This window comes from Salinicola lusitanus, assembly GCF_003206045.1.
Taxonomy (GTDB): domain Bacteria; phylum Pseudomonadota; class Gammaproteobacteria; order Pseudomonadales; family Halomonadaceae; genus Salinicola; species Salinicola lusitanus.
The window spans coordinates 124,961-143,779 of the sequence record NZ_PZJM01000006.1; the positions used below are offsets into that span (position 1 = coordinate 124,961).

14 protein-coding genes are annotated in these 18,819 nt (G+C 63.4%); 8 read left to right on the forward strand and 6 right to left on the reverse strand.

Annotated elements, in window-relative coordinates; all coding sequences use genetic code 11:
* Nucleotides 1-69 precede the first annotated feature (69 nt).
* Nucleotides 70-870, forward strand: a complete 801-nt coding sequence (locus DOM45_RS11690) for a Cof-type HAD-IIB family hydrolase (RefSeq protein ID WP_110600730.1) — start codon at nt 70-72, stop codon at nt 868-870.
* Nucleotides 871-887: 17 nt separating this feature from the next.
* On the opposite strand, the gene DOM45_RS11695 is transcribed toward DOM45_RS11690, so the two are convergent.
* From DOM45_RS11695 to DOM45_RS11710, 4 genes are all read right to left on the reverse strand, one after another.
* A complete protein-coding gene (locus DOM45_RS11695) occupies nt 888-1,928 on the reverse strand; it encodes a YcjF family protein (protein WP_110600732.1) in 1,041 nt (346 codons plus the stop codon).
* Nucleotides 1,925-3,316: a YcjX family GTP-binding protein gene (locus tag DOM45_RS11700; RefSeq protein ID WP_110600734.1), complete on the reverse strand. Its 1,392-nt coding sequence runs from the start codon at nt 3,314-3,316 to the stop codon at nt 1,925-1,927. The genes DOM45_RS11695 and DOM45_RS11700 overlap by 4 nt, the downstream gene beginning before the upstream one ends.
* Nucleotides 3,317-3,475: 159 nt before the next feature.
* Nucleotides 3,476-5,071, reverse strand: a complete 1,596-nt coding sequence (locus tag DOM45_RS11705; RefSeq protein ID WP_110600736.1) for a solute:sodium symporter family transporter — start codon at nt 5,069-5,071, stop codon at nt 3,476-3,478.
* 207 nt (nt 5,072-5,278) lie between these two features.
* Nucleotides 5,279-6,835 (reverse strand): glucosyltransferase domain-containing protein, encoded by a 1,557-nt coding sequence (locus DOM45_RS11710; protein ID WP_110600738.1) that lies wholly within the window; start codon nt 6,833-6,835, stop codon nt 5,279-5,281.
* A 298-nt stretch (nt 6,836-7,133) separates the two neighbouring features.
* Between DOM45_RS11710 and DOM45_RS11715 the strand changes: the two genes are divergently transcribed.
* From DOM45_RS11715 to DOM45_RS11740, 6 genes are all read left to right on the forward strand, one after another.
* Entirely contained in the window at nt 7,134-8,717 is a 1,584-nt protein-coding gene (locus DOM45_RS11715; RefSeq protein WP_232822338.1) for a glucan biosynthesis protein G, read from the forward strand.
* Nucleotides 8,710-11,208, forward strand: a complete 2,499-nt coding sequence (mdoH, locus tag DOM45_RS11720) for a glucans biosynthesis glucosyltransferase MdoH (RefSeq protein ID WP_240612373.1) — start codon at nt 8,710-8,712, stop codon at nt 11,206-11,208. Before DOM45_RS11715 ends, mdoH begins: the two co-directional genes overlap by 8 nt.
* Before the next feature lie 158 nt (nt 11,209-11,366).
* Nucleotides 11,367-11,609 carry a GlsB/YeaQ/YmgE family stress response membrane protein gene (locus DOM45_RS11725; protein WP_071233199.1) on the forward strand — a complete coding sequence of 81 codons (243 nt, stop codon included), beginning with the start codon at nt 11,367-11,369 and terminating at the stop codon, nt 11,607-11,609.
* Nucleotides 11,610-11,773: 164 nt separating this feature from the next.
* Nucleotides 11,774-13,054 carry an acyltransferase family protein gene (locus DOM45_RS11730; protein ID WP_110600742.1) on the forward strand — a complete coding sequence of 427 codons (1,281 nt, stop codon included), beginning with the start codon at nt 11,774-11,776 and terminating at the stop codon, nt 13,052-13,054.
* Nucleotides 13,055-13,186: 132 nt separating this feature from the next.
* Nucleotides 13,187-15,643 (forward strand): DUF1266 domain-containing protein, encoded by a 2,457-nt coding sequence (locus tag DOM45_RS11735; RefSeq protein WP_110600744.1) that lies wholly within the window; start codon nt 13,187-13,189, stop codon nt 15,641-15,643.
* Between the two features lie 323 nt (nt 15,644-15,966).
* Complete coding sequence (locus DOM45_RS11740) at nt 15,967-16,515, forward strand: C40 family peptidase (RefSeq protein ID WP_240612374.1); 549 nt, start codon at nt 15,967-15,969, stop codon at nt 16,513-16,515.
* Nucleotides 16,516-16,701: 186 nt separating this feature from the next.
* On the opposite strand, the gene slyD is transcribed toward DOM45_RS11740, so the two are convergent.
* Nucleotides 16,702-17,184 (reverse strand): peptidylprolyl isomerase, encoded by a 483-nt coding sequence (gene slyD, locus DOM45_RS11745; RefSeq protein WP_110601121.1) that lies wholly within the window; start codon nt 17,182-17,184, stop codon nt 16,702-16,704.
* A gap of 199 nt (nt 17,185-17,383) precedes the next feature.
* Here slyD and DOM45_RS11750 point away from each other — a divergent pair, with 199 nt between their 5' ends.
* Nucleotides 17,384-17,671, forward strand: coding sequence for a hypothetical protein (locus tag DOM45_RS11750; RefSeq protein WP_110600748.1), 288 nt, complete (start codon nt 17,384-17,386; stop codon nt 17,669-17,671).
* A gap of 86 nt (nt 17,672-17,757) precedes the next feature.
* Here the strand turns inward: DOM45_RS11750 and DOM45_RS11755 are convergent, their stop codons facing one another.
* Nucleotides 17,758-18,744 (reverse strand): lipid A deacylase LpxR family protein, encoded by a 987-nt coding sequence (locus tag DOM45_RS11755; protein WP_110600750.1) that lies wholly within the window; start codon nt 18,742-18,744, stop codon nt 17,758-17,760.
* Nucleotides 18,745-18,819: the final 75 nt, after the last annotated feature.

The following is an 18,819-nucleotide window of genomic DNA, read 5'->3' on the forward strand; positions in this document are numbered from 1 at the left end:
AGCCGCTATCGACAGCCTCCTGCAGCCGATGCTGGTCGAAGCCCGAAGTCGCGTATCCGAGGAGACCTCATGTCCCAGTACCTGATCGCCAGCGATCTCGACAACACCCTGTTGAATGCCGAGCATCGCGTCGATGCCCTGACCCGCGACACGTTGCGTACGTTGTCGGCTCGGGGCCACGTGATCGCGCTGGCCTCCGGTCGGCATTACCACGATATTGCGGCGATCCGGCGCCAACTGGACATCCCCGCCTGGATCATCAGCAGCAACGGTGCCCACGTGCATGACGCCGAGGATGGTGTCGTCAGCGACACGCTGGTGCCCACGGCGCTGGTCAGGGCCCTGGTGGATCTGCCGCGACCGGCGTCGGTCAGGCTCAATCTCTATACTCGCGATCGCTGGTTGATCGACGCCGAAGCGCCCGAGCTGCTACCGCTGCATGCGATGACCGGCTTCACCTACCAGGTCGACGAGATGGACGATCTGGACAACGAGCATGTCGGCAAGGTGCTCTACATCGGCGAGCCGGCGCTGCTGAAGCCACTGGAACTCACCCTGAGGGAGCGTCACGGCGAGGCGCTGCACATCACCTATTCGGCGGCCAACTCCCTTGAGATCATGCAGCGGGGGGTGAACAAGGCGACGGCCCTGAGTCGGGCGCTCAAGGCACTCGATCTCCCGACCGAGAGAGCGCTGGCGTTCGGCGACAATTTCAACGATGTCGAGATGCTGACCCTCGCCGGCCACGCCTATGTGGTTTCCAATGCCCATCCGGCAGTGATCGATCAGCTCCCCCACGCCACCACCATCGGCGCCCATCACGAGTCGGCGGTGGCGCATGCGCTGCGGGAGTTCTTCGCGCTCGAGTGAGGGTGCGACGGCGGGCTTCAGCGCGGCTCCGCGCGATCGTCGAGCCTGCGCAGTTGCTGCCAGACCTCGCGGCGGAGGTCGGCCAGCCTTGGCTGTTCGTCCCCCTCGAACGCGATCGGTCGAATCGTGCGCATGGCGCGCAGTCCCAGGCGCGCGGTCAGCAGTCCGGCACCGAGACCCTGCCCGGCGCGGGTGGACAGCTTCGCCGCCAGGTTCATCGACAGCAGATCCATGCCGGCGTCGCTGATCATTTCGCTGGCCCCGGCGAAGGCCATGTTGCGCAGCACTTCCCTGAACAGCCGCAAACGGCTGGCATAGCCGAGCTGCAGGCCGTAGAGCGCGGCGATGCGGTCGAGCATGGCGATGTTGCGCCAGGCCATCAAGGACATGTCGACCAGTGTCAACGGGCTGACCGCGACCATCACGGCGGTTTCCCCGGACATCCGCGTCACCAGCCGTCGTGCCGCCCGGTCGCGCGGGTGAAGGAGATAGTGGGCGACCAGCTGGCGGGTCTCCTGGGGGGTGTGATGCGACTGGTGAGCGTCGAGAAAGGATTGCCACTGGGGGTGATCCCTGGACAGGCCCATCTGTTCGCGAAGCTCTCCGGCCAGCGTCAGCGGGTCCGAGTGGGTGGGCGAGGTATCGTCGACCCACTCCTCGTCGAGTTGCCGGCGCAGCCGGGCGTGCCGGCGTAGCTTGCGCAGCCGCCAGAGCTCACCGAACAGCGCCTTGGCGCCCAGGCCGACGGCGGTCAGACCGATCAGGCTCCAGGCACCGGCAAGCCAGTCGCCGCCGAGCGTGGAGAGGTAGAGCGTGTGGGCGGCCTCTATCGTGCCGAGGCCGAGTGCGCCACCGAGGACGATCATCAATCCCCAACGCCGCTTGCGGGGTGGCGCGATCGCGGCATCGATGGCGGCGGCGTCGGAGGTTTCGTCCTGAGTGTACGGATCGCTTGCCTGGGTGGGCGGATAGTGCCGCGCGCCCTGAACCGAGGCGGGCTCCCCCGGAGCGGGGGCATCGTCGAAGGTGAAGCGCTGTCCGGGCCGAGGATCGCTCATCGCAGTTTGTCTCCCATCAGCCACTCCAGGGCGGCATCCATGCGGATGTGAGGTAGCGCCTGGGACCGGCAGGGCACCGGTCGAAAGGCGGTGAAGTCGAATCCCTGGCGCTGCCAGAACTCTTTCTCGGGGAGCCTGTCTGGCACGTCGCCGGGGTAGAGCAGCAATGGCTCTCCGTCGAGACCGTGACCGCGCAGCGCCGGCTGTCGCTGGCCGTCGGTCTCTATCTCTCGGGTCTCGGTGGCGCGTATCGAGGCCAGGGAGAACGCCCGCACCGGTACGTCCGCGTAGCGCAGGTCCTTGATCGGTTCGGCCAGCAGCGATTCGAGCAGCGCCACCAGGTTGGCATGCTGATCCGGCGTGACGTGGTCCGCCTTGGTGGCGGCGATCGCCAGGCGGTCGATACGCGGCGAGAACAGCCGGTTGATCAGGCTGCGCTTGCCGTAGTCGAAGCTCCGCATCAGGGTCGCCAGCGCCTCGGAGAGATCCTCGAAGCGCTCCGGGCCGGCGTTGAGCGCGCCAAGCACGTCGACCAGTACGATCTGGCGGTCGAAGCGGCGGAAATGCTCGCGATAGAAGGGCTTGACCACATGCTGCTGATAGAAGCGAAAGCGCTTCTTCAGCGTCTGATACAGGCTGCCGGCAGGTAGCGCTTCGAGTGTCCGGCGATCTGGCTCCCCGACACCGGGTAGCGGAAAGAACTGCAGCACCGGGGCTCCCTGCAGGTCGCCGGGAAGCAGGAAACGGCCCGGTTGCAGGTGGGAAAAGCCGGCTTCTCGTGCGCTTCTCAAGGAGGTCGCGTAGAGGTCGGCCAGTTCGGCCAGGCGGGATTCGTCCACCTCCTCGTCGGGGCGATGTCGAGCGACCGCCGTTCGCCAGGCTTCGGCATGCCGCTGGCGCTCCGGCCCGGTTCGTCGGAGCTGGCTTTCACTCCAGCTGAGAAAGTCGTGCTCGAGCAGCGGCAGATCCAGCAGCCACTCGCCCGGATAGTCGATCAGGTCCAGGGTCAGCGTCGCCGTGTCGCCAAGCAGGCCGCGTACGCGTCGGGTCTTGTAGCGCAACTGCAGGCGCAGTTCGCTGATGCCGCGCGTCGGTTCGGGCCAGCGGGGCGGCGTCGATTCGAGCGAGGCGATCGCTTCGTCGTAGGGAAAACGAGGGATCCCGAGATCCGGCTGCGAAATCCGCTGCGCGCCGAGCAGGCGCTCCTCCCGGGCGGACTTGAGCAGGTCGAGACGCGCATCGATACCGGCATGGCGCAACTGGTTGACCAGCGAGGTCAAGAACGCCGTCTTGCCGGCGCGGGAGAGTCCGGTGACGGCCAGTCGCAGTTGGCGGTCCCGGCCGCGATCGAGCAGATTCCGAAGGTCGTGAGTCAGGTGTCGGGGCATCGCCTCTATTTCCGAAGAAACCAGTCCGCATGGTAAACGATATCGGCGGTGGTCAGTGACCCCCCGGGCAGGGAGGGCGACCGCTGACCAAGGCCGGAAACGACGACGCCTCGCGCGAGAGGCGAGGCGTCGGTCGGGTCGGGTTCGCCCCCGGTCGCGTCAACCGGCGAAGGCGAAGTAGATCGCGAAGACCAGGATCAGCAGTACGATCGCTATCGGTACCGCCCCCTTCCAGGGCGTGAGATCGACCGCCTTGGCGTCCTCGTGCACCCAGGCCTCGCGGCGTGGCGCGATCTTGCCGATCAGTAGCATGCCGAGCACCAGTACCACGAAGACGCCGGCCACGAAGTGATACTGGTTGGTGATCTCCAGGATACCGTTGAACGGTGGCACGAAGTAGCCGGCCGCAATCAGCACGATGCCGCCGACCAGCCCGAAGATGGCAGCGGACTCCGGCACCCGCTTGGTCAGCAGGCCCACGATCACCACCGCCAGGATCGGGATGAAGTAGATCGCATTCATCGTTTGCAGGTAGTCGAAGAGACTGTCCTGGCCGGCCAGCAGCGGGGCGATCACCATGGCCGCGACGGCCATGACCCAACCGAAGGTCTTGCCGGCGTTGACCACCTGCTGCTCGCTCGCTTCCTTCTTGAATATCCCTTTGTAGATACCCAGGCTGAACAGCGTCGTGGTGCTGTTCAGGGCCGAATTGAACGACGACAGGATCGCACCGACCATGACGGCGGCAAAGAAGCCGGTCAGCCACGGCGGCAGCAGGTGGAAGACCAGATAGCCATAGGCCTGGTCGCCAGCGATGCCCTCATCGGCGTAGAGCTGGTAGGCGATGATGCCGGGCAGCACCAGGTAGAGCGGTCCGAGGAGCTTGAGGAAGCCGGTCAGCAGGACGCCTTTCTGGCCTTCGGAGAGACTCCTGGCGGCAAAGGTCCGCTGAATGATCTGCTGGTTGGTGGACCAGTAGAACAGATTGATCAGGAACACGCCGGTGAACAGTGTCGGCCAGGGAACCTGCTGGTCCGGGCGACCCAGGGAGTTGAGGCGGTCCGGCTGGGCCTGCTGAATGGCCTGCCAACCGGCGGCGATGCCGTTGCCGTCTCCCGCGGCATTGAGACCGAGATAGACGATCAGGAAGCCGCCGACCAGCAGGCCGATGGCATTGATGGTATCGGAGACGGCGACCGTTCGCAGACCGCCGAACAGGGCGTAGATCGCGCCGATGATGCCGACAACCCACACGGTCAGCCACAGCAGCGTGGTGCTGGACTCGATGCCCGTCAGCACCGGCAGGTCAAGCATCCCCTGCAGACCCACTGCGCCGGAGTAGAGAATGATCGGCAGCAGGATGACGGCATAGGCGACCAGAAAGATGACGTTGCAGATCAGTTGCGTGGTCGGGCCGAAACGTTCCTGCAGCAACTGCGGGACGGTGGCTATCCCGCTGCGCAGGAACCGCGGCAGGAAGAACAGCGCCAGCAGCACCAGAGCGACGACGGCAACGACTTCCCAGGCCATGACGCTCAGGCCGTCGGAGAAGGCCGCGCCATTGAGACCGACCATCTGCTCGGTGGAGAGGTTGGTCATCAACAGCGAGCCCGCGATCAGCGGGAAGCTCAGGCTGCGACCGGCGAGAAAGTAGCCCCGCGTATTGCTGAGATCGTCACGGTGAGTGATACGCCACGTGATCAAGGCGACCAATCCCGTAAAGAAGAGGAACGAGATCAGAGTCCATGCATGCATAGAGGTGTCCTGGTTGAATGCATCCCGGTGGCGGCTCACGAAGGAGGCTGCCGCCACGTTACCCCGGCAGTGTTGGGCAACGGGCGGCGAATCGCCATTCTCCATTTGTCTGACATAGCTCGTTAAATGTGTAGGCGTTTGGAGGTTCGACCGGCGCGGCTTGGCATCGGAGGTCCGTTCATCGTCGCGGCAGGGCGAGCGTCGCGCTCAATCGTCGATGGGGAGTTCGCTGGTCGTCAGGCTGCGGTGGCAGCGAGGCTCGAGAGAGACCACGTAATGGCCTTCGAATCGGTAGAGCGTATACCAGGCTCGCCGGACCAGCGGAGGCAGGCTCTGGCAGCGGGACTCGAAATCGCTCCGCAAGGCCGTGTCGCTGCTGAGCTCGAAGCCCGCGGACAAGCCTCTACGATAGAGCTCCTGGTAGCCCCACCAGTAGCCATTGTCGAGATAGGGCTGGATCAGCTCGCCGATCATCGGGTGCGAGGCGATCGCGTTGCGGGTGGTCCGGGAGTAGGGCAGCGCCCCGTCGATGACCAGTGGCGCGGCCGAGGGCTGCACGGCGAGATCATCGATCAGCGTCATGGAGACGTGATCGGCGAACAGCGCCTGCTGTCTCTGGGCGTTGCCGTAGGCGTAGGTCAGGGTGAGGGGCGTACCGAGCGCGATCACCAGCAGCGGCCAGCCTATCGTCACGTCGTTGAACAGCCGCCAGCGGGAACGTCCCAGCCAGTGCAGCGTGCAGAAGAGCAGTCCGGCATAGACCGCGCCGAATCCCATCATCACTCTTGGCCGCCAGATAGGGTCGGCCAGAACGGATAGAAAGCCGAGCCCGCCCAGCGGCAGGCTGATCGTGACCAGACACATGACCGCCAGCCCCGCAAGATTGCGATGGCGCCATGCCGTGATCCACAACCCCGTCACGGTCACCACAGCCAGCGTCATCACCAGCCACCATGTCGGGGTGCCCAGAGTCATGGCGGCGTAGTGCCAGAATCGCCATGTCTGTTCGACCAGGTGGCCGGGGAGCTGGTCGAGGGGAACCAGTTGGCTGTGCTTGACGCTGTAATCGCCGGCGATCAGCCATATCGAGACGGCCTTCGAGATCACCAGCGCCGTCACGCCGATCGCCAGCGCCTCCAGATGACGGGGCCAATCCGGACGACCCCGCAGGGAAACGCTCAAGGCGACATGGAAGGCAAGCATCACGAAATAGACATTGGCAGCCGGCTGGTAGAAGAGCAGAGATGCCAGAATGCCGCCACCACCGGCCAGCCAGCGAAATCTTGCCTGCCAGTCGTGATGCTGACGCGGGTCCAGCGCCCAGGCGATACCGGCGATGGCACAGGCCAGCGAGAGCGCCATGGGGAGCGCATCGAAATGGTAGGAGAGGTTTTGTAGGAAAAACGGCTGTACGACGAGAATCAGCATCGCAAGCCAGGCGTGACCGCTACCGAAGGCCAGCAGGCGCCGCCGCCACAGGAGAATGGCCGCGGCGACTGCGGCCAGGCCCAGCCAGAGCGGCAGCGGCGCGAGGTCCGCGAGGCGAGGGCCACCGTTGAGCACCAGGACGACGAGACTGGAGAGCGGCCGACCGTTGGAAACCCAGCCCATCTCGCCGTGGAAACTGCGCCAGATGTCGTCCCGGTAGAGCCGGTCGGCCTGGAGCAGGGGGTAGCTGAAAATGACGAGATACGCCATCATGCCCAGCCAAAGGCGTGGCCCGGTCGTCGCGGCCCCTTGATCGGAGTTCGAATCCATGGGCATGCAGCGGTCTCATCCGTCGGTGAACCGGGGGCGCTATTCAGTCAGGCAGTCGTGGGCCGATAACGAGGTCTTCCCGTACCCGAAGTGTAGCGTATGCTAGACTGCGGCGGTACGGAGCAAGGAGGCTTCGCTATCTCGTCGTCCTTCATCGTGAGTTGCGCCCGCTGCTGGCATGCCTTGCAGCGTGGCTTTTTCGGCTCGGCATGACTGACCGTTTTTTTATGGTATCGGCATGCACGGCCTAGAACGCCCCGAGCTCGTTGATATCGGCCAAGATAGTTATGACAGGAGTATGAGTGTGAGTGCATCGATCCGGCGGAGTAACCTTGAAAAACGCAAGGCGCTTCTTCCGGTGGTAGCCCTGACCGGGTTGCTACTCAGCGGTATCGCCCAAAATGTATTGGCTTTTGGTTTCGATGACGTCGCGAAGAAAGCCGAGGACCTTTCACAGAAGGGTTACAGCGAACCCGAACAGAATCTGCCGGAGGCGCTGAGCAATCTGGATTATGGCCAGTACGAGCAGATCCAGTACAAACGTGATCGTGATGTCTGGAGTGGTGACGGGGTGCCCTTCACCCTGAGCTTCTTCCATGAGGGCATGCATTACAGCAGCGCCATTCAACTCCACAGCGTCGATGATCAAGGCGTGCACGATTTCGCCTACAATCCCGACGACTTTACCTTCGGCAATCTGGACCTTCCGGACAGTGCCAAGAACGACGACGATCTTGGCATCGCGGGTTTCAAGGTCAACTACGCCCTCAACCAGGTCGATCGCAAAGACGAGACGATGGTGTTCCTCGGCGCGAGCTACTTCCGCGTCGTCGGCAAGAACCAGGTCTATGGGGTCTCCGGTCGGGGGCTCGCGGTCGATACCGGGCTCTCCTCCGGCGAAGAGTTCCCCCGTTTCAAGGAGTTCTGGATCGTCAAGCCGAGCAAGACGAGCCAGTACCTGACGATCTTCGCGCTTCTCGATTCTCCCAGCCTGACCGGGGCCTATCGCTTCGTGCTGCGCCCGGGCGCGGATACCGTCGTCGATGTCAAGTCACGCATCTTCCTGCGTCGTCCGGTGGAAAAATTGGGCGTGGCACCGCTGACCAGCATGTATCTGTTCGGTCCCGAGCAGCCTTCATCGACATTGAACTACCGGCCTGCCATCCACGACTCCAATGGTCTGCTTGTCAGCGACTCCCAGAACGGCTGGACCTGGCGGCCTCTGGCCAATCCGGCGAAGCTGATGATCAACGAACAGGCCACGCCGCGCCTGCGGGGCTACGGCCTGATGCAGCGGGACCACCAGTTCGACAGCTACCAGGATCTGGACAGCCGTTATGACTTGCGCCCGAGCGCCTGGGTCGAGCCGCAGAACGAGTGGGGCGCCGGCAAGATCGAGCTGATCCAGATCCCGACTCCCAACGAGACCAACGACAACATCGTCTCGATGTGGCTGCCGGAGACTGCGCCGCAGCCGGGTACGCCGTTGGATTACGACTACCGCTTCACCGTGACCAAGGACGAGAGCCGCTACGTCGATCCCTCGCTGGCCTGGGTCGAGCAGACTCGCCGTTCCCGTGGCGAAGTGCGTAAGGACAACCTGGTCAGAGAAGCCGACGGTTCACTGGCATTCGTGCTGGATTTCAACGGTCCCTCGCTGTCAGGTCTCGGTGACGACGCCAACATCAGCGTGCAGGCGAGTGTCGGCGACAACGGTGAACTGGTGGATAGCCATGCCGAGCGCAATACGGCCACGGGAGGCTGGCGCGTCTTCGTCAAGATCAAGCGCAGCGACAACAACCAGCCGCTGGACATTCGCGCCTATCTGAACCAGGGCGAGAAGCGGGTTTCCGAAACCTGGTATTACCGGTTGCCCGCCAATGGCTGAAGTGACGCCTTCCAAGACGATGGTGTCAGCCGAGCATTATCTGGAGCGGTTGGCGCTCGAGGCGCAGGATCGGAACGAGCGGCGCAGGCTGCTCGCCAGCGACCTGGACACCCATGACATGGCTTCGCTGCATGCCGCACTGGGCGGTGGCGAGGTCGACGAGGATGATCCGGCCGCCAGTTCGGTGGGCCGGCGTCTGGCTCTGGCCTACGCCGAGCCGCCGCTGGCACCGCCGGAAATCCTGAACACCGACGAGCACGGCATCACCCGGGTGAAGACGGCGCCGCCGCTGCAGCGTACGCCGCTGGCGCCCGAAGGGTGGTCGACCAACCCCTTCGTGCGATTCGGTCAGCGCTTCAAGAGCTGGGCAGGGCGAGGGTTTCGTCGCAAACATCGGGAGAGCAGACCAGCGCCGCGCTGGCAGATGATTGCCAGCGCGCGCCGCTGGGTACTGCTGGTGCTCATCTTTGGTCAGAGCTTCATCGCTGCCAACCAGATGCGCACGGTCTTGCCGGGCCAGGGACAGCAGTGGCTCGAGATCACCATCCTGGCACTGTTCGTGCTCCTGTTTGCCTGGGTCTCCGCGGGCTTCTGGACCGCGCTGATGGGCTTCTTCCAGTTGCTTCGCGGGCGTGACCGCTATGCCATCGACTCCGAAGTCGGTGACGAGCCGATTCCGGCGGACGCGCGTACCGCACTGCTGGTTCCCATCTGCAACGAAGACGTCCCCCGTGTCTTCGCCGGTGTCCGGGCGACCATCGAGTCGTTGCGCCAGAGCGGCAATGGTCAGCACTTCGACGTGTTCATCCTGAGCGACACCTTCGATCCCGACATCGCGATTCAGGAAACCCATGCTTGGTTGGCGTTGTGCCGCGATCTCGAGGCGTTCGGCCAGGTCTTCTATCGACGTCGTCAGCGTCGGGTGAAGCGCAAGAGCGGCAACCTCGACGACTTCTGTCGCCGCTGGGGGGCCTGCTACCGCTACATGCTGGTGCTGGATGCCGATAGCGTGATGAGCGGTGCCTGCCTGACCCGCCTGGTTCAGATGATGGAAGCGCATCCGGATGCCGGTATCGTGCAGACCGCGCCGCGGGCTTCCGGGCGAATGAACCTCTACGCCCGCATGCAGCAGTTCGCGACCCGCGTCTACGGCCCTCTGTTCACCGCGGGACTGCATTTCTGGCAGCTCGGTGAGTCGCACTACTGGGGGCATAACGCCATCATTCGCATGGCGCCGTTCATGCGCCACTGCATGTTGGCACCGCTGCCCGGCAAGGGCTCCATGTCCGGGGAAATCCTGTCGCACGACTTCGTCGAGGCAGCCCTGATGCGGCGTGCCGGCTGGGGCGTCTGGATCGCCTACGAGCTGGATGGCAGCTATGAGGAGATGCCGCCGAACCTGCTCGACGAGCTCAATCGGGATCGGCGCTGGTGTCACGGCAACCTGATGAATTTCAGGCTGTTCCTCTCCAAAGGTATTCACCCCGTTCATCGGGCCGTGTTCCTGACGGGGCTGATGTCCTATATCTCCGCACCGCTCTGGTGTCTGTTTCTGGTGCTGTCGACGGCCTTGCTTGCCGTTCACACGCTGAGTACGCCCAATTATTTCCCGGAACCGGGGATGATGTTTCCGGTGTGGCCCCAGTGGAACCCGACGCTGGCCGTGGGCCTGTTCGGTGCTACCGCGACGCTGCTGTTCCTGCCCAAGGTATTGAGCGTGATCCTGGTGTGGGTCCAGGGGAGTCGTCAGTTCGGTGGGCCGCTCAAGGTACTGGCGAGCATGGTCCTGGAGTCGCTGTTCTCGATGGCATTGGCCCCTGTGCGAATGCTGTTCCACACGCGTTTCGTGCTGACCTCTATCATGGGGTGGGCGATCCAGTGGCGCTCGCCGTCACGGGAGAACAGCGACACGACCTGGGGCGATGCGATTCGCAATCACTGGAGCCAGACACTCATCGGCGCCGTCTGGGCGGTGGGCGTCTACTTCATGGAACCGACGTTCCTGTGGTGGCTGTCGCCCATCGTGGGGGCCATGATGATCTCGATACCGGTATCCGCGCTCTCCAGTCGCGTCTCTCTCGGCAGCGCCTGCTTCCGGGCGCGACTGTTTCGGATTCCCGAGGAGACGCATCCGCCACGGGTGCTGCGCAGGATGGTGCGCCACCTGGGCAGGATGAACGCGGCCGCGCCCACGCCGAATTTCGTCCAGATAGTGGTGGACCCGGTATCGAACGCACTGGCGACCGCGCTCGGCACCTCGCGACATGGTCATGCCGAGCCGTTGAAGCGGCGGCGCCACGAGCGCGTGAGCCGGGCGCTCAAGCAGGGGCCGGCTTCGATGAACAACCTCGAGCGCCTGGCGTTTCTGGATGATCCGGTGATGCTCTCCCAGCTGCACTGGCGGGTCTGGGGCGATGCCGAGGCACACCATGGCTGGCACGAGCACGGCTTGCCGTCGAGAGCCTCACTGCGGGTGCCGGCGTTCGGTTGACCTGACAGCGACGCCTTCGTCGGGCAGGAGGGTCGACAAAAGTTGACCCTCTTGCCGGTTATTCTTCGAAGATTCGGCGATTGGTGACTATGCTTGAGCAAGGCGGTATCGAGCCGCTTGCCGGTTATTCAATCCGAAGGGAATCAAGGAGTAGGACTATGGGCTTTATCTTGTGGCTGATCATCGGCGGCATTGCTGGCTGGATCGCCGGTAAGGTTATGCGTGGCGGCGGCTTCGGTATCCTCGGCAACATCGTCGTCGGCATCGTCGGCGCCGTGATCGGCGGCTTCCTGTTCAGCCTGCTGGGGTTGTCGTCGAACGGGTTGATCGGATCACTGGTCGTCGCCACCATCGGGGCGATAATCCTGTTGTGGATCGTTGCCAAGGTCAAGAAGGCATAGCACGGATTCATATCTCGATCGGCCATGCTGATCGATTGTCGTGACGGACGGCCGCGCTTCTGCGCGGCCGTGCCGGTTTAGGGCGAGCGCGATGCGCCGCTGACGTGTCTACCCGGTAGAATCAGGTACACTAGCGCCTTTTGACGGCCAGAGATCTGCAACGGATGCTTGATTCATCGACCGCCACGCGCAAAGAACGTTTTATAGGGCTCGAATGGCTGCGTTTCCTGCTCGGCCTCTATATCGTCATTTTCCACACGCTCCATAACTATCCCTCCATACGTGAATGGTCGCATTACGTGACCGATATCGGTTTTTTCTCGACCAGTGCGTTCTTCGTGCTATCCGGCTTTCTGCTGACGCATGTCTACCTCGACTCCTCCGATCAGATGCGCGAGCCACGCAAGAGCTTCTGGCTGAAGCGGTTCTCGAATCTTTATCCCATTCATATCGGATCGCTGATCCTTGCCATGTCGGTCTCGGCGCTGGTCGGCTATCTGGCGATAGCGCCGGGGGATAGCGATATCTCGCTGAGATTCGTGGTCTACGACGTCAACAACGATATCGGTCAGCTGGACTGGAAAAGTCTCAATCACACCATGGGATCGCTGGAAACCGGTATCAACCTGCTGCTCAACCTGACCCTGTTGCACGCCTGGAACCCGCTGTACCTGACTTTCAATCCGCCGTCCTGGTCGATTTCGGCGCTGTTCTTCTTCTATCTGACATTCCCCTGGCTGGCGCCTCGCCTGCGTCGAGTGCGGAACCCCCGTCGCGCCATGCTGCTGGTCAATCTGATCTATCTGATCCCGCCGCTGTACGTGATCCTGACGACAGACTACGGCGTGCCGGAAACCGGCATTCTGCATCGCAATCCGTTGATTCGCCTTCCCGAGTTCGTCGCCGGAATTTTGCTCTGCACTTTCTACGCGCAGCGCAAGGCGCAGGGACGGCTGATGTCTTCCGGTCAGTGCTGGTTGACGCTGATGGCGGTTGCGGCAAGTGTCGTGGCCGCGGTCTATCTGCTGGGGTTGGGACATGCGTGGTACTACGTCCTGCACAATGGCCTGCTGCTGCCTTCCCAGCTGGCACTGATCTATGTGGCGGCGCACTGGGGTGAGCCTCGCGACCCCCGGCTGATGCGGCTGGCCTCCAGATTGGGCGGCGCATCGCTGCCGATGTTCGCGCTGCATGTGCCACTCTACGCGGTTTTTTCGCGTGTCGAGCGCGTGCTCTCCGGTGATCCCGGCCTGTGTCTGACGGATTTCAGAGGCTGTCTGGCGGCGGCGGGAGAGTTGCACCTGTGGCTCTATCCGCTGTTCCTGATTCTGACCGTGCTGTTCTGTGTACTCTTCCAGGAGCAGTTCGTGGTACGGGTCAGAAAATTCCTGCTACGCCGTCTTCTGGGCAAGGCGCCGCGCACTCACGCCGAGAAGATGAGCTGACGTCCGCTGCTCGGTCGCGCGCCGGCCATCGGCGCGCGACGACCTTTCCGTTATACTATGCCGCCGCAAGCGCACTGCCACGAGCCACTTCGGCAGTGAGCGCAAGCCGTCTCTCGTAGCACGAGGTTTCTCTTGAGCGAACTTCTCGTCCCGTGGTGGGCCCAGCAGCTGACGCTGTGTGGCTGGCCTCTCGTCAGCGATCCCCGACTGGCGCTCGATGCCGTCCAGGCGCACTCGCGCCTGCAGTCACTGGGGGTCGGGGGGCGCGACGAGTTTGCCTGGCGCCTGTGGGAGAGCGGTGGCGACGCTCGGTCACCATCGTTCGCCCGGTTGGCGGCCCTGGAGCTGCTCGCGCTCGGGAGTGCGGCAAATTGGATTCGCTCCCCCTGTACCGACGCCTGGCTTGCCATGCTGGCCCGCGGCATTGTCGCTCAGGCGCCCACGCTCAAGGCCTGGCTGCAGTCGCTCGCCCCCTTGAACGACCCGGCGCTGGATGCCGCCGGGCGCGAGCTTCTGGCTCGCGAGCGTCAGCAGCGTGGCGTCTCATGGTCTGCGCTTCGCCACCGCCTCAAGTCCATCGATTCACCGGCATCCCAGGATGCCGCCGGATTCGATTCTCTCCCGTCCCTGTCTGCCGATCTCTGGCCGGAAGGCCTGTGGCGAGCCAGGGCTGCCATGGCGCCGGTACTGGCCTGGCCGGTCGATATCCCGCTCGAGGAACAGCGCCAGTACCGGACGCTGCTGCGCGAGCAGGACGACGTCGGGGGGCGTGAAGAGCTCATGGCGCTGCTGTTCTGGCTCGCGGGGCAGGGGCATCGCTATGGCTGGGATCTGGACGCCGTGCGGATGTCACGTCAACGCCCCGAGGCGCAGCTCGAGTGGCTCTCGGGATTGAACGATCAGCACGATTATGGTCGCGTGCTGCTGGCGTTCCTGGCCGATGCGGAGCCGCTGGAGTGGGCGGCATGGGACTGGTTCCGACTCATCGATCAGGCGTATCTCGGCCACTGCGCCGGGTGGCTGACGACGCAGGAGGCGGAGCAGTTCGCGAGCCATGGCATCGACCTCCTGCAGCAGCGCTATGCGGACTGGGAGGCAGCGGCTCGGGCGTATCAACGGGGGCGCAGCCTGTTCGAGGGGCGAGACCTGCGGCCCGTCTTCGATGAGGAGTGGGGTGGCCTGCTCTCCGCCGACACCAGTCCATGGGCGGTCCCGCTCGCCGATACGCTGGAGGAGGGGTTGCGCGAGTCGTCCCGCGAGTTCGTTCGTCAGTACCGCCAGGATCCCGGCTGCTGGGTATTGAGCGTCGCCTCGATCCGCGACCCGGATCTGATCCACCGTCGATCCCTCGGCGAAGCGTTGGGACCGGAACGGGTCCAGGAGGCGGAGCGCTATCTCGAAGAGGTGCTGGGCCTGCGTCGGGAAGAGGGCACCGCGGGGCTGGCGAGGTTCTGGATGCCGGCACAGGCGCATCACCTCAACCAACTGGCCGCCGACTCCCGCCATACCGCCACTCGCCGGTCGCCGCCGGGGGCATCGCGGCGGTTGGCCGTCTGCGCGGATCACGCGGCGACGATCACGATGGCGGAAAAGTACGCGTTCTATCTGGTGATGGCGTCGGACAGCGGGCGCTATTCGACCGTCGAGATCGAGGCTCTGGCGCAGTCGCTGTGTGACGTGCTGAGTCGCTTCTACCGCGACGCCGAGAGTCTGCTCTCGGCATGGCAAGCCTGGGAAACCGTCCTGAGCGAGGATGAAACGCCGGAGGAGGTGTCGCTGGCGGACGATATCGCCTGGCATCGGCGCGATCCCGGCTCCCCCTTTCACTGGCTGACCCCGTCGCGGTCGCTGACGTGGCTCGAGCCGGGGGTGCGGCCGACGTTGACGCGGTTCACCGCGATCTCGCTGGCAGGACCGCTCAACGAAGCGCTATGGCAGGCGCCGCAGCCGCTGGCACCCCAAGACAGAGAAGCGCTGGGGGAGTGGGTCGAACATCAGTATGCCCTGCAGGGTGCCGCGGGGCTGGTCGACTTCCTGGATTTCCTGGCCGAGGCGGGAGACCGGCAGGACTATCAGATCAACTATGCTCCCTACACCCTGAATCGTACTCGCCTGGAAGCGGAAATCGCGATTCTCGAATCGGGGGCATGCGCGGAAGAGGACCGCGTCCACCTGATGCGGCTGAAGCACGTGCGGGACAATGCCTGTCACTGCAACGATCAGGACATGACGGCATGGGATATCGCGCAGCTGGTCGATCTGGCGCTGGCTGGTCGGCAGCTCGACTGGCTCTCCGAGGATCGCCTCGCGCACTATCTCGATGCCGCCATGCGCCTGGCGGAGCGCCACTACAGCAACTGGCGGGATTATGCCGAAGGGCTGTACAGCGGCTTCGGATTCTTCATGGACGACACGCCGGAGCGCGAAGCTTTCCTGCAGCGCTTTCGCGAAGCGCTCACTGCCTGGCTGGAGGCGGAGCCTCTACTGGCCGGCGCCTGGGCGAGTCTCGATTTTCCGGGCAGCCCCATGACGCACTGGACATCACTTCATGTCGACATTCTTCCCGGCGAACCCAGTCTTTTACATTAACGCCGTTCATTAACCGAGAACACTCGCCAAAGCGTTTTCAATGACATATGATCTCCGCTGTGCTACGCCCGCTGGAAAGAGGGCGTGGCTTTTTTCTGTCCGATTGATCATGATTCGAGCCCAATACAGGCCGTTCTGGCGGTGACACCTCGTCGAGGTGTGTCACCACCACAGCGACTCCAATTCGCCGGATGATTCGTCATGAGTCGTCGCAAGAGGCGGTGCCCGTAATGGCTCACAGGCGAACGAGGTCGCGCTGAATGCTAAGACGCACAGCCATGGGGTTGGCACTGGCGATAGTCATATCCGGTTGCTCCGCCCCCGTGAAACAACAACAAGTCAACGCGCAGTATTCACTTCCCCTGGTCAAGACTCGCACCGTTGCGGTCGACATTCCCAAGAGCGTCCCACCGGCACCCCAGAAGATCCGGGACTTCCGGCCGCAGAGCGTCTCCCCGGCGCTAATACGCAAGGCCCTGCTGGATGAACATCAACGGTGGGTCGGAACGCCTTACGTGCTCGGCGGAACGACGCACCGTGGCATCGACTGCTCTGCGCTGATGCAGCACATATTCGGTGAAGCCTTCGCTTTCGAGCTGCCGCGGACGACCGAAGAACAGGTTCTGGAAGGTAATCGGATCGCGGAACAGAATCTCAAGGCAGGGGATCTGGTCTTCTTCCAGCCGCCTGGACCCTACAACCATGTCGGCGTCTACGTGGGCGACGGCTACTTTCTTCACGCCTCCTCGTCGCAAGGGGTGAAGCTGTCTCGCCTCGATAACGTCTACTGGAAGCGATATTACTGGCAAGCGCGCCGTCCGGTCGAACGAACACAACTGGCTCAGCGGGTCATGCTGGCCAAAGAAGGTTGAATCGGGGCAGGCCGCGCGCTGGGGATCCCCGTCGCGATCTCGCCCCGGTACCCGTTCCACCGGGGGCGCGGCATCGGATCGGCGCAACACGAGCATGAAAAAAGGGCAGCCTCCTGGCTGCCCTTTTTCGTGGAGGGCGTACCCCCACCGATCGAACTGACCTCCGGCGGGAGGCCTGTTCGACGATCAGTGCTCGTGACCACCTTCGCCATGGACGTGGCCATGGGACACTTCTTCTTCGGTCGCTTCCCGCACTTCGGCAATCTCGACATCGAAGTTCAGCTTCTCGCCAGCCAGGGGGTGGTTGCCGTCGACCGTCACGGTGTCGCCTTCCACCTTGGTGACGGTGACCATCAACGGTCCTTCCTGGGTCTGAGCCTGGAACTGCATGCCGGGCTCGACAGCGTCAACGCCCTGAAAGGCGTCCCGCGGAACTTCCTGGACCAGTGCCGGCTGGACTTCGCCGTACCCTTCGCTCGGCGCGACGGCGACCTGAAGCTTGTCACCGCTTCCGTGGCCCTCGAGTTCTTTCTCGAGCCCCGGAATGATGTTGCCCGCACCGTGTAGATAGGTCAGCGGATCGCGACCTTCGGAACTGTCCAGGACCTCTCCTGCATCATTGGTCAATGTATAGTGGAACGCGACCACGGAGTTCTGGGCAATCTGCATCTCGGAACCTTTGCGTTTGTGCATGTCTGTCACATCCTAACGCGCCACGGCCTTCCTGTCAGGTCGCAATGACCGTGAAGTCGGGCCGATCGGGCGCTTATCTCGAACGGCGTCCCTGGTAGTTGCGCCACTTCGAGGGTGTGGTTACCCTGACGTCACGACCAATTACCGTGATTTTGCGGCCGAGGAGAAGTTCGTCATGACCGTGTTCGTCGTTTGGCTCGTTGCCTTCGCCGTTTTTCTCTTTCTACTTCTCAAGGCTTGGGATGGGGCGCTTGGCGCGATGGTCAAACGCCGGTTGCCGACCCAGTTGCAGGGGGAACCCGCCCAGGACCGCTGGGTCATGTCGACCGCGCTGGCGGTGCTCGGCGCGACGTTCATCATCAAGCCGGTATCCATGCTCCTGACCTTGATTCTGCTGGCCATCGGGATCTGGGTGGGGCTGCGCGTCGCCTGCTGGGCGGTGCGCAAAGCCAAGCTGCACTGAATAGGGTCTTGGTCGCCTGGAGCGGCCCATGCAGGTAGACGGGCGATGCCGACGGCATCGCCCGTCGTGATTTCTGGATCCGCGGCCTAGAGCCAGGTGGAGAGGGTGATCGAGCCGAATTGATCGCCATCGTCCTGGGTCTCGAACTCGTGAGTTCGCCACACCGAGCTGTAGGTCAACTGCCAGCGATCCCAGGATACGGCGAGGCCGAGTTGGGCATCCCCCACCCAAGGCCGTCTATCCACGGAGTGGCTGTCCTCGAAGGTGTTGCCGTCGAGCAGCATGTTGTAGGCCATCAGCCGACCCTCAAGGTTGGCGAACAGGTACCAGTTGAAGCCGCTATCCTTCTCGAAGAAAACCCTGCTGCCTTGAGAGGGGGCCACGGCCGGCACGCCGAAGCTCTCGTCCAGCCCCTGCCCGATACGCAACCCCAAGCCGGTCGCACCATAGGTGTAGAGATTGCCGACGGCCAGGCCGACCGACGGCCCGTATTCGGCTTCCAGCGCTCCCAGGTGGCCCTGTTTCCACCAGGCGGTCTGGTAGGCGACATTGACGAAGGGCTCGTTGTGCAGCTGATTGTGCCAGCCCTCGGCTTCGTCGCTGCCGACCAGATGGTGAAAGTTGTTCTGTACCGTGTGGCCCCCCGCTCCCGGGCCGACAAGGCCGACGTCGAAATACACGCCACTGGTACGTCGCCATCCGCTCAACTGCTGGTCATCGAACAGGGAGAGTCCGGCGTAGAGGACACCGGCGTAGGGGCGATCGTTCTCGATCAAGCCTCTCTCGTCGATGTCCTCCGGCGTATAGATCTGCTGTCCGAACCGGTAGGAGGCACCATCCAGCGAGGCGGCACTCCAGCCAGGAATCAGCTCCGCGAGGTCGCGGGTCCAGTGGTCCCGTGAAGGTCTGAAGGACCAGTCGGCCTCGATACCATTGGTGTAGTGACCGTCATCGCCGCTGGCGAAGATATCGTTTTCCGACTTCAGTGTCAGGATGCCATCCGCCCACGCGGTGCTGGAAATGGCCGCCATGGTTATGGCAAGGCCGGTTCTCGACCAGAGGTGTCCCTTCATGTTCCGCCTTATTCCCTTAAAACGAATAATTGAATCTGCGGGACATACAATAGCGTACGTAAAACCTCGAGAACA

Coding starts and splice junctions, on each gene's coding strand:
- DOM45_RS11690 (WP_110600730.1), top strand. CDS start 70: ATGTCCCAGTACCTGATCGCCAGCGATCTCGACAACACCCTGTTGAAT.
- DOM45_RS11695 (WP_110600732.1), bottom strand. CDS start 1,928: ATGAGCGATCCTCGGCCCGGACAGCGCTTCACCTTCGACGATGCCCCC.
- DOM45_RS11700 (WP_110600734.1), bottom strand. CDS start 3,316: ATGCCCCGACACCTGACTCACGACCTTCGGAATCTGCTCGATCGCGGC.
- DOM45_RS11705 (WP_110600736.1), bottom strand. CDS start 5,071: ATGCATGCATGGACTCTGATCTCGTTCCTCTTCTTTACGGGATTGGTC.
- DOM45_RS11710 (WP_110600738.1), bottom strand. CDS start 6,835: ATGCCCATGGATTCGAACTCCGATCAAGGGGCCGCGACGACCGGGCCA.
- mdoH (WP_240612373.1), top strand. CDS start 8,710: ATGGCTGAAGTGACGCCTTCCAAGACGATGGTGTCAGCCGAGCATTAT.
- DOM45_RS11725 (WP_071233199.1), top strand. CDS start 11,367: ATGGGCTTTATCTTGTGGCTGATCATCGGCGGCATTGCTGGCTGGATC.
- DOM45_RS11730 (WP_110600742.1), top strand. CDS start 11,774: ATGCTTGATTCATCGACCGCCACGCGCAAAGAACGTTTTATAGGGCTC.
- slyD (WP_110601121.1), bottom strand. CDS start 17,184: ATGCAGATTGCCCAGAACTCCGTGGTCGCGTTCCACTATACATTGACC.
- DOM45_RS11750 (WP_110600748.1), top strand. CDS start 17,384: ATGACCGTGTTCGTCGTTTGGCTCGTTGCCTTCGCCGTTTTTCTCTTT.
- DOM45_RS11755 (WP_110600750.1), bottom strand. CDS start 18,744: ATGAAGGGACACCTCTGGTCGAGAACCGGCCTTGCCATAACCATGGCG.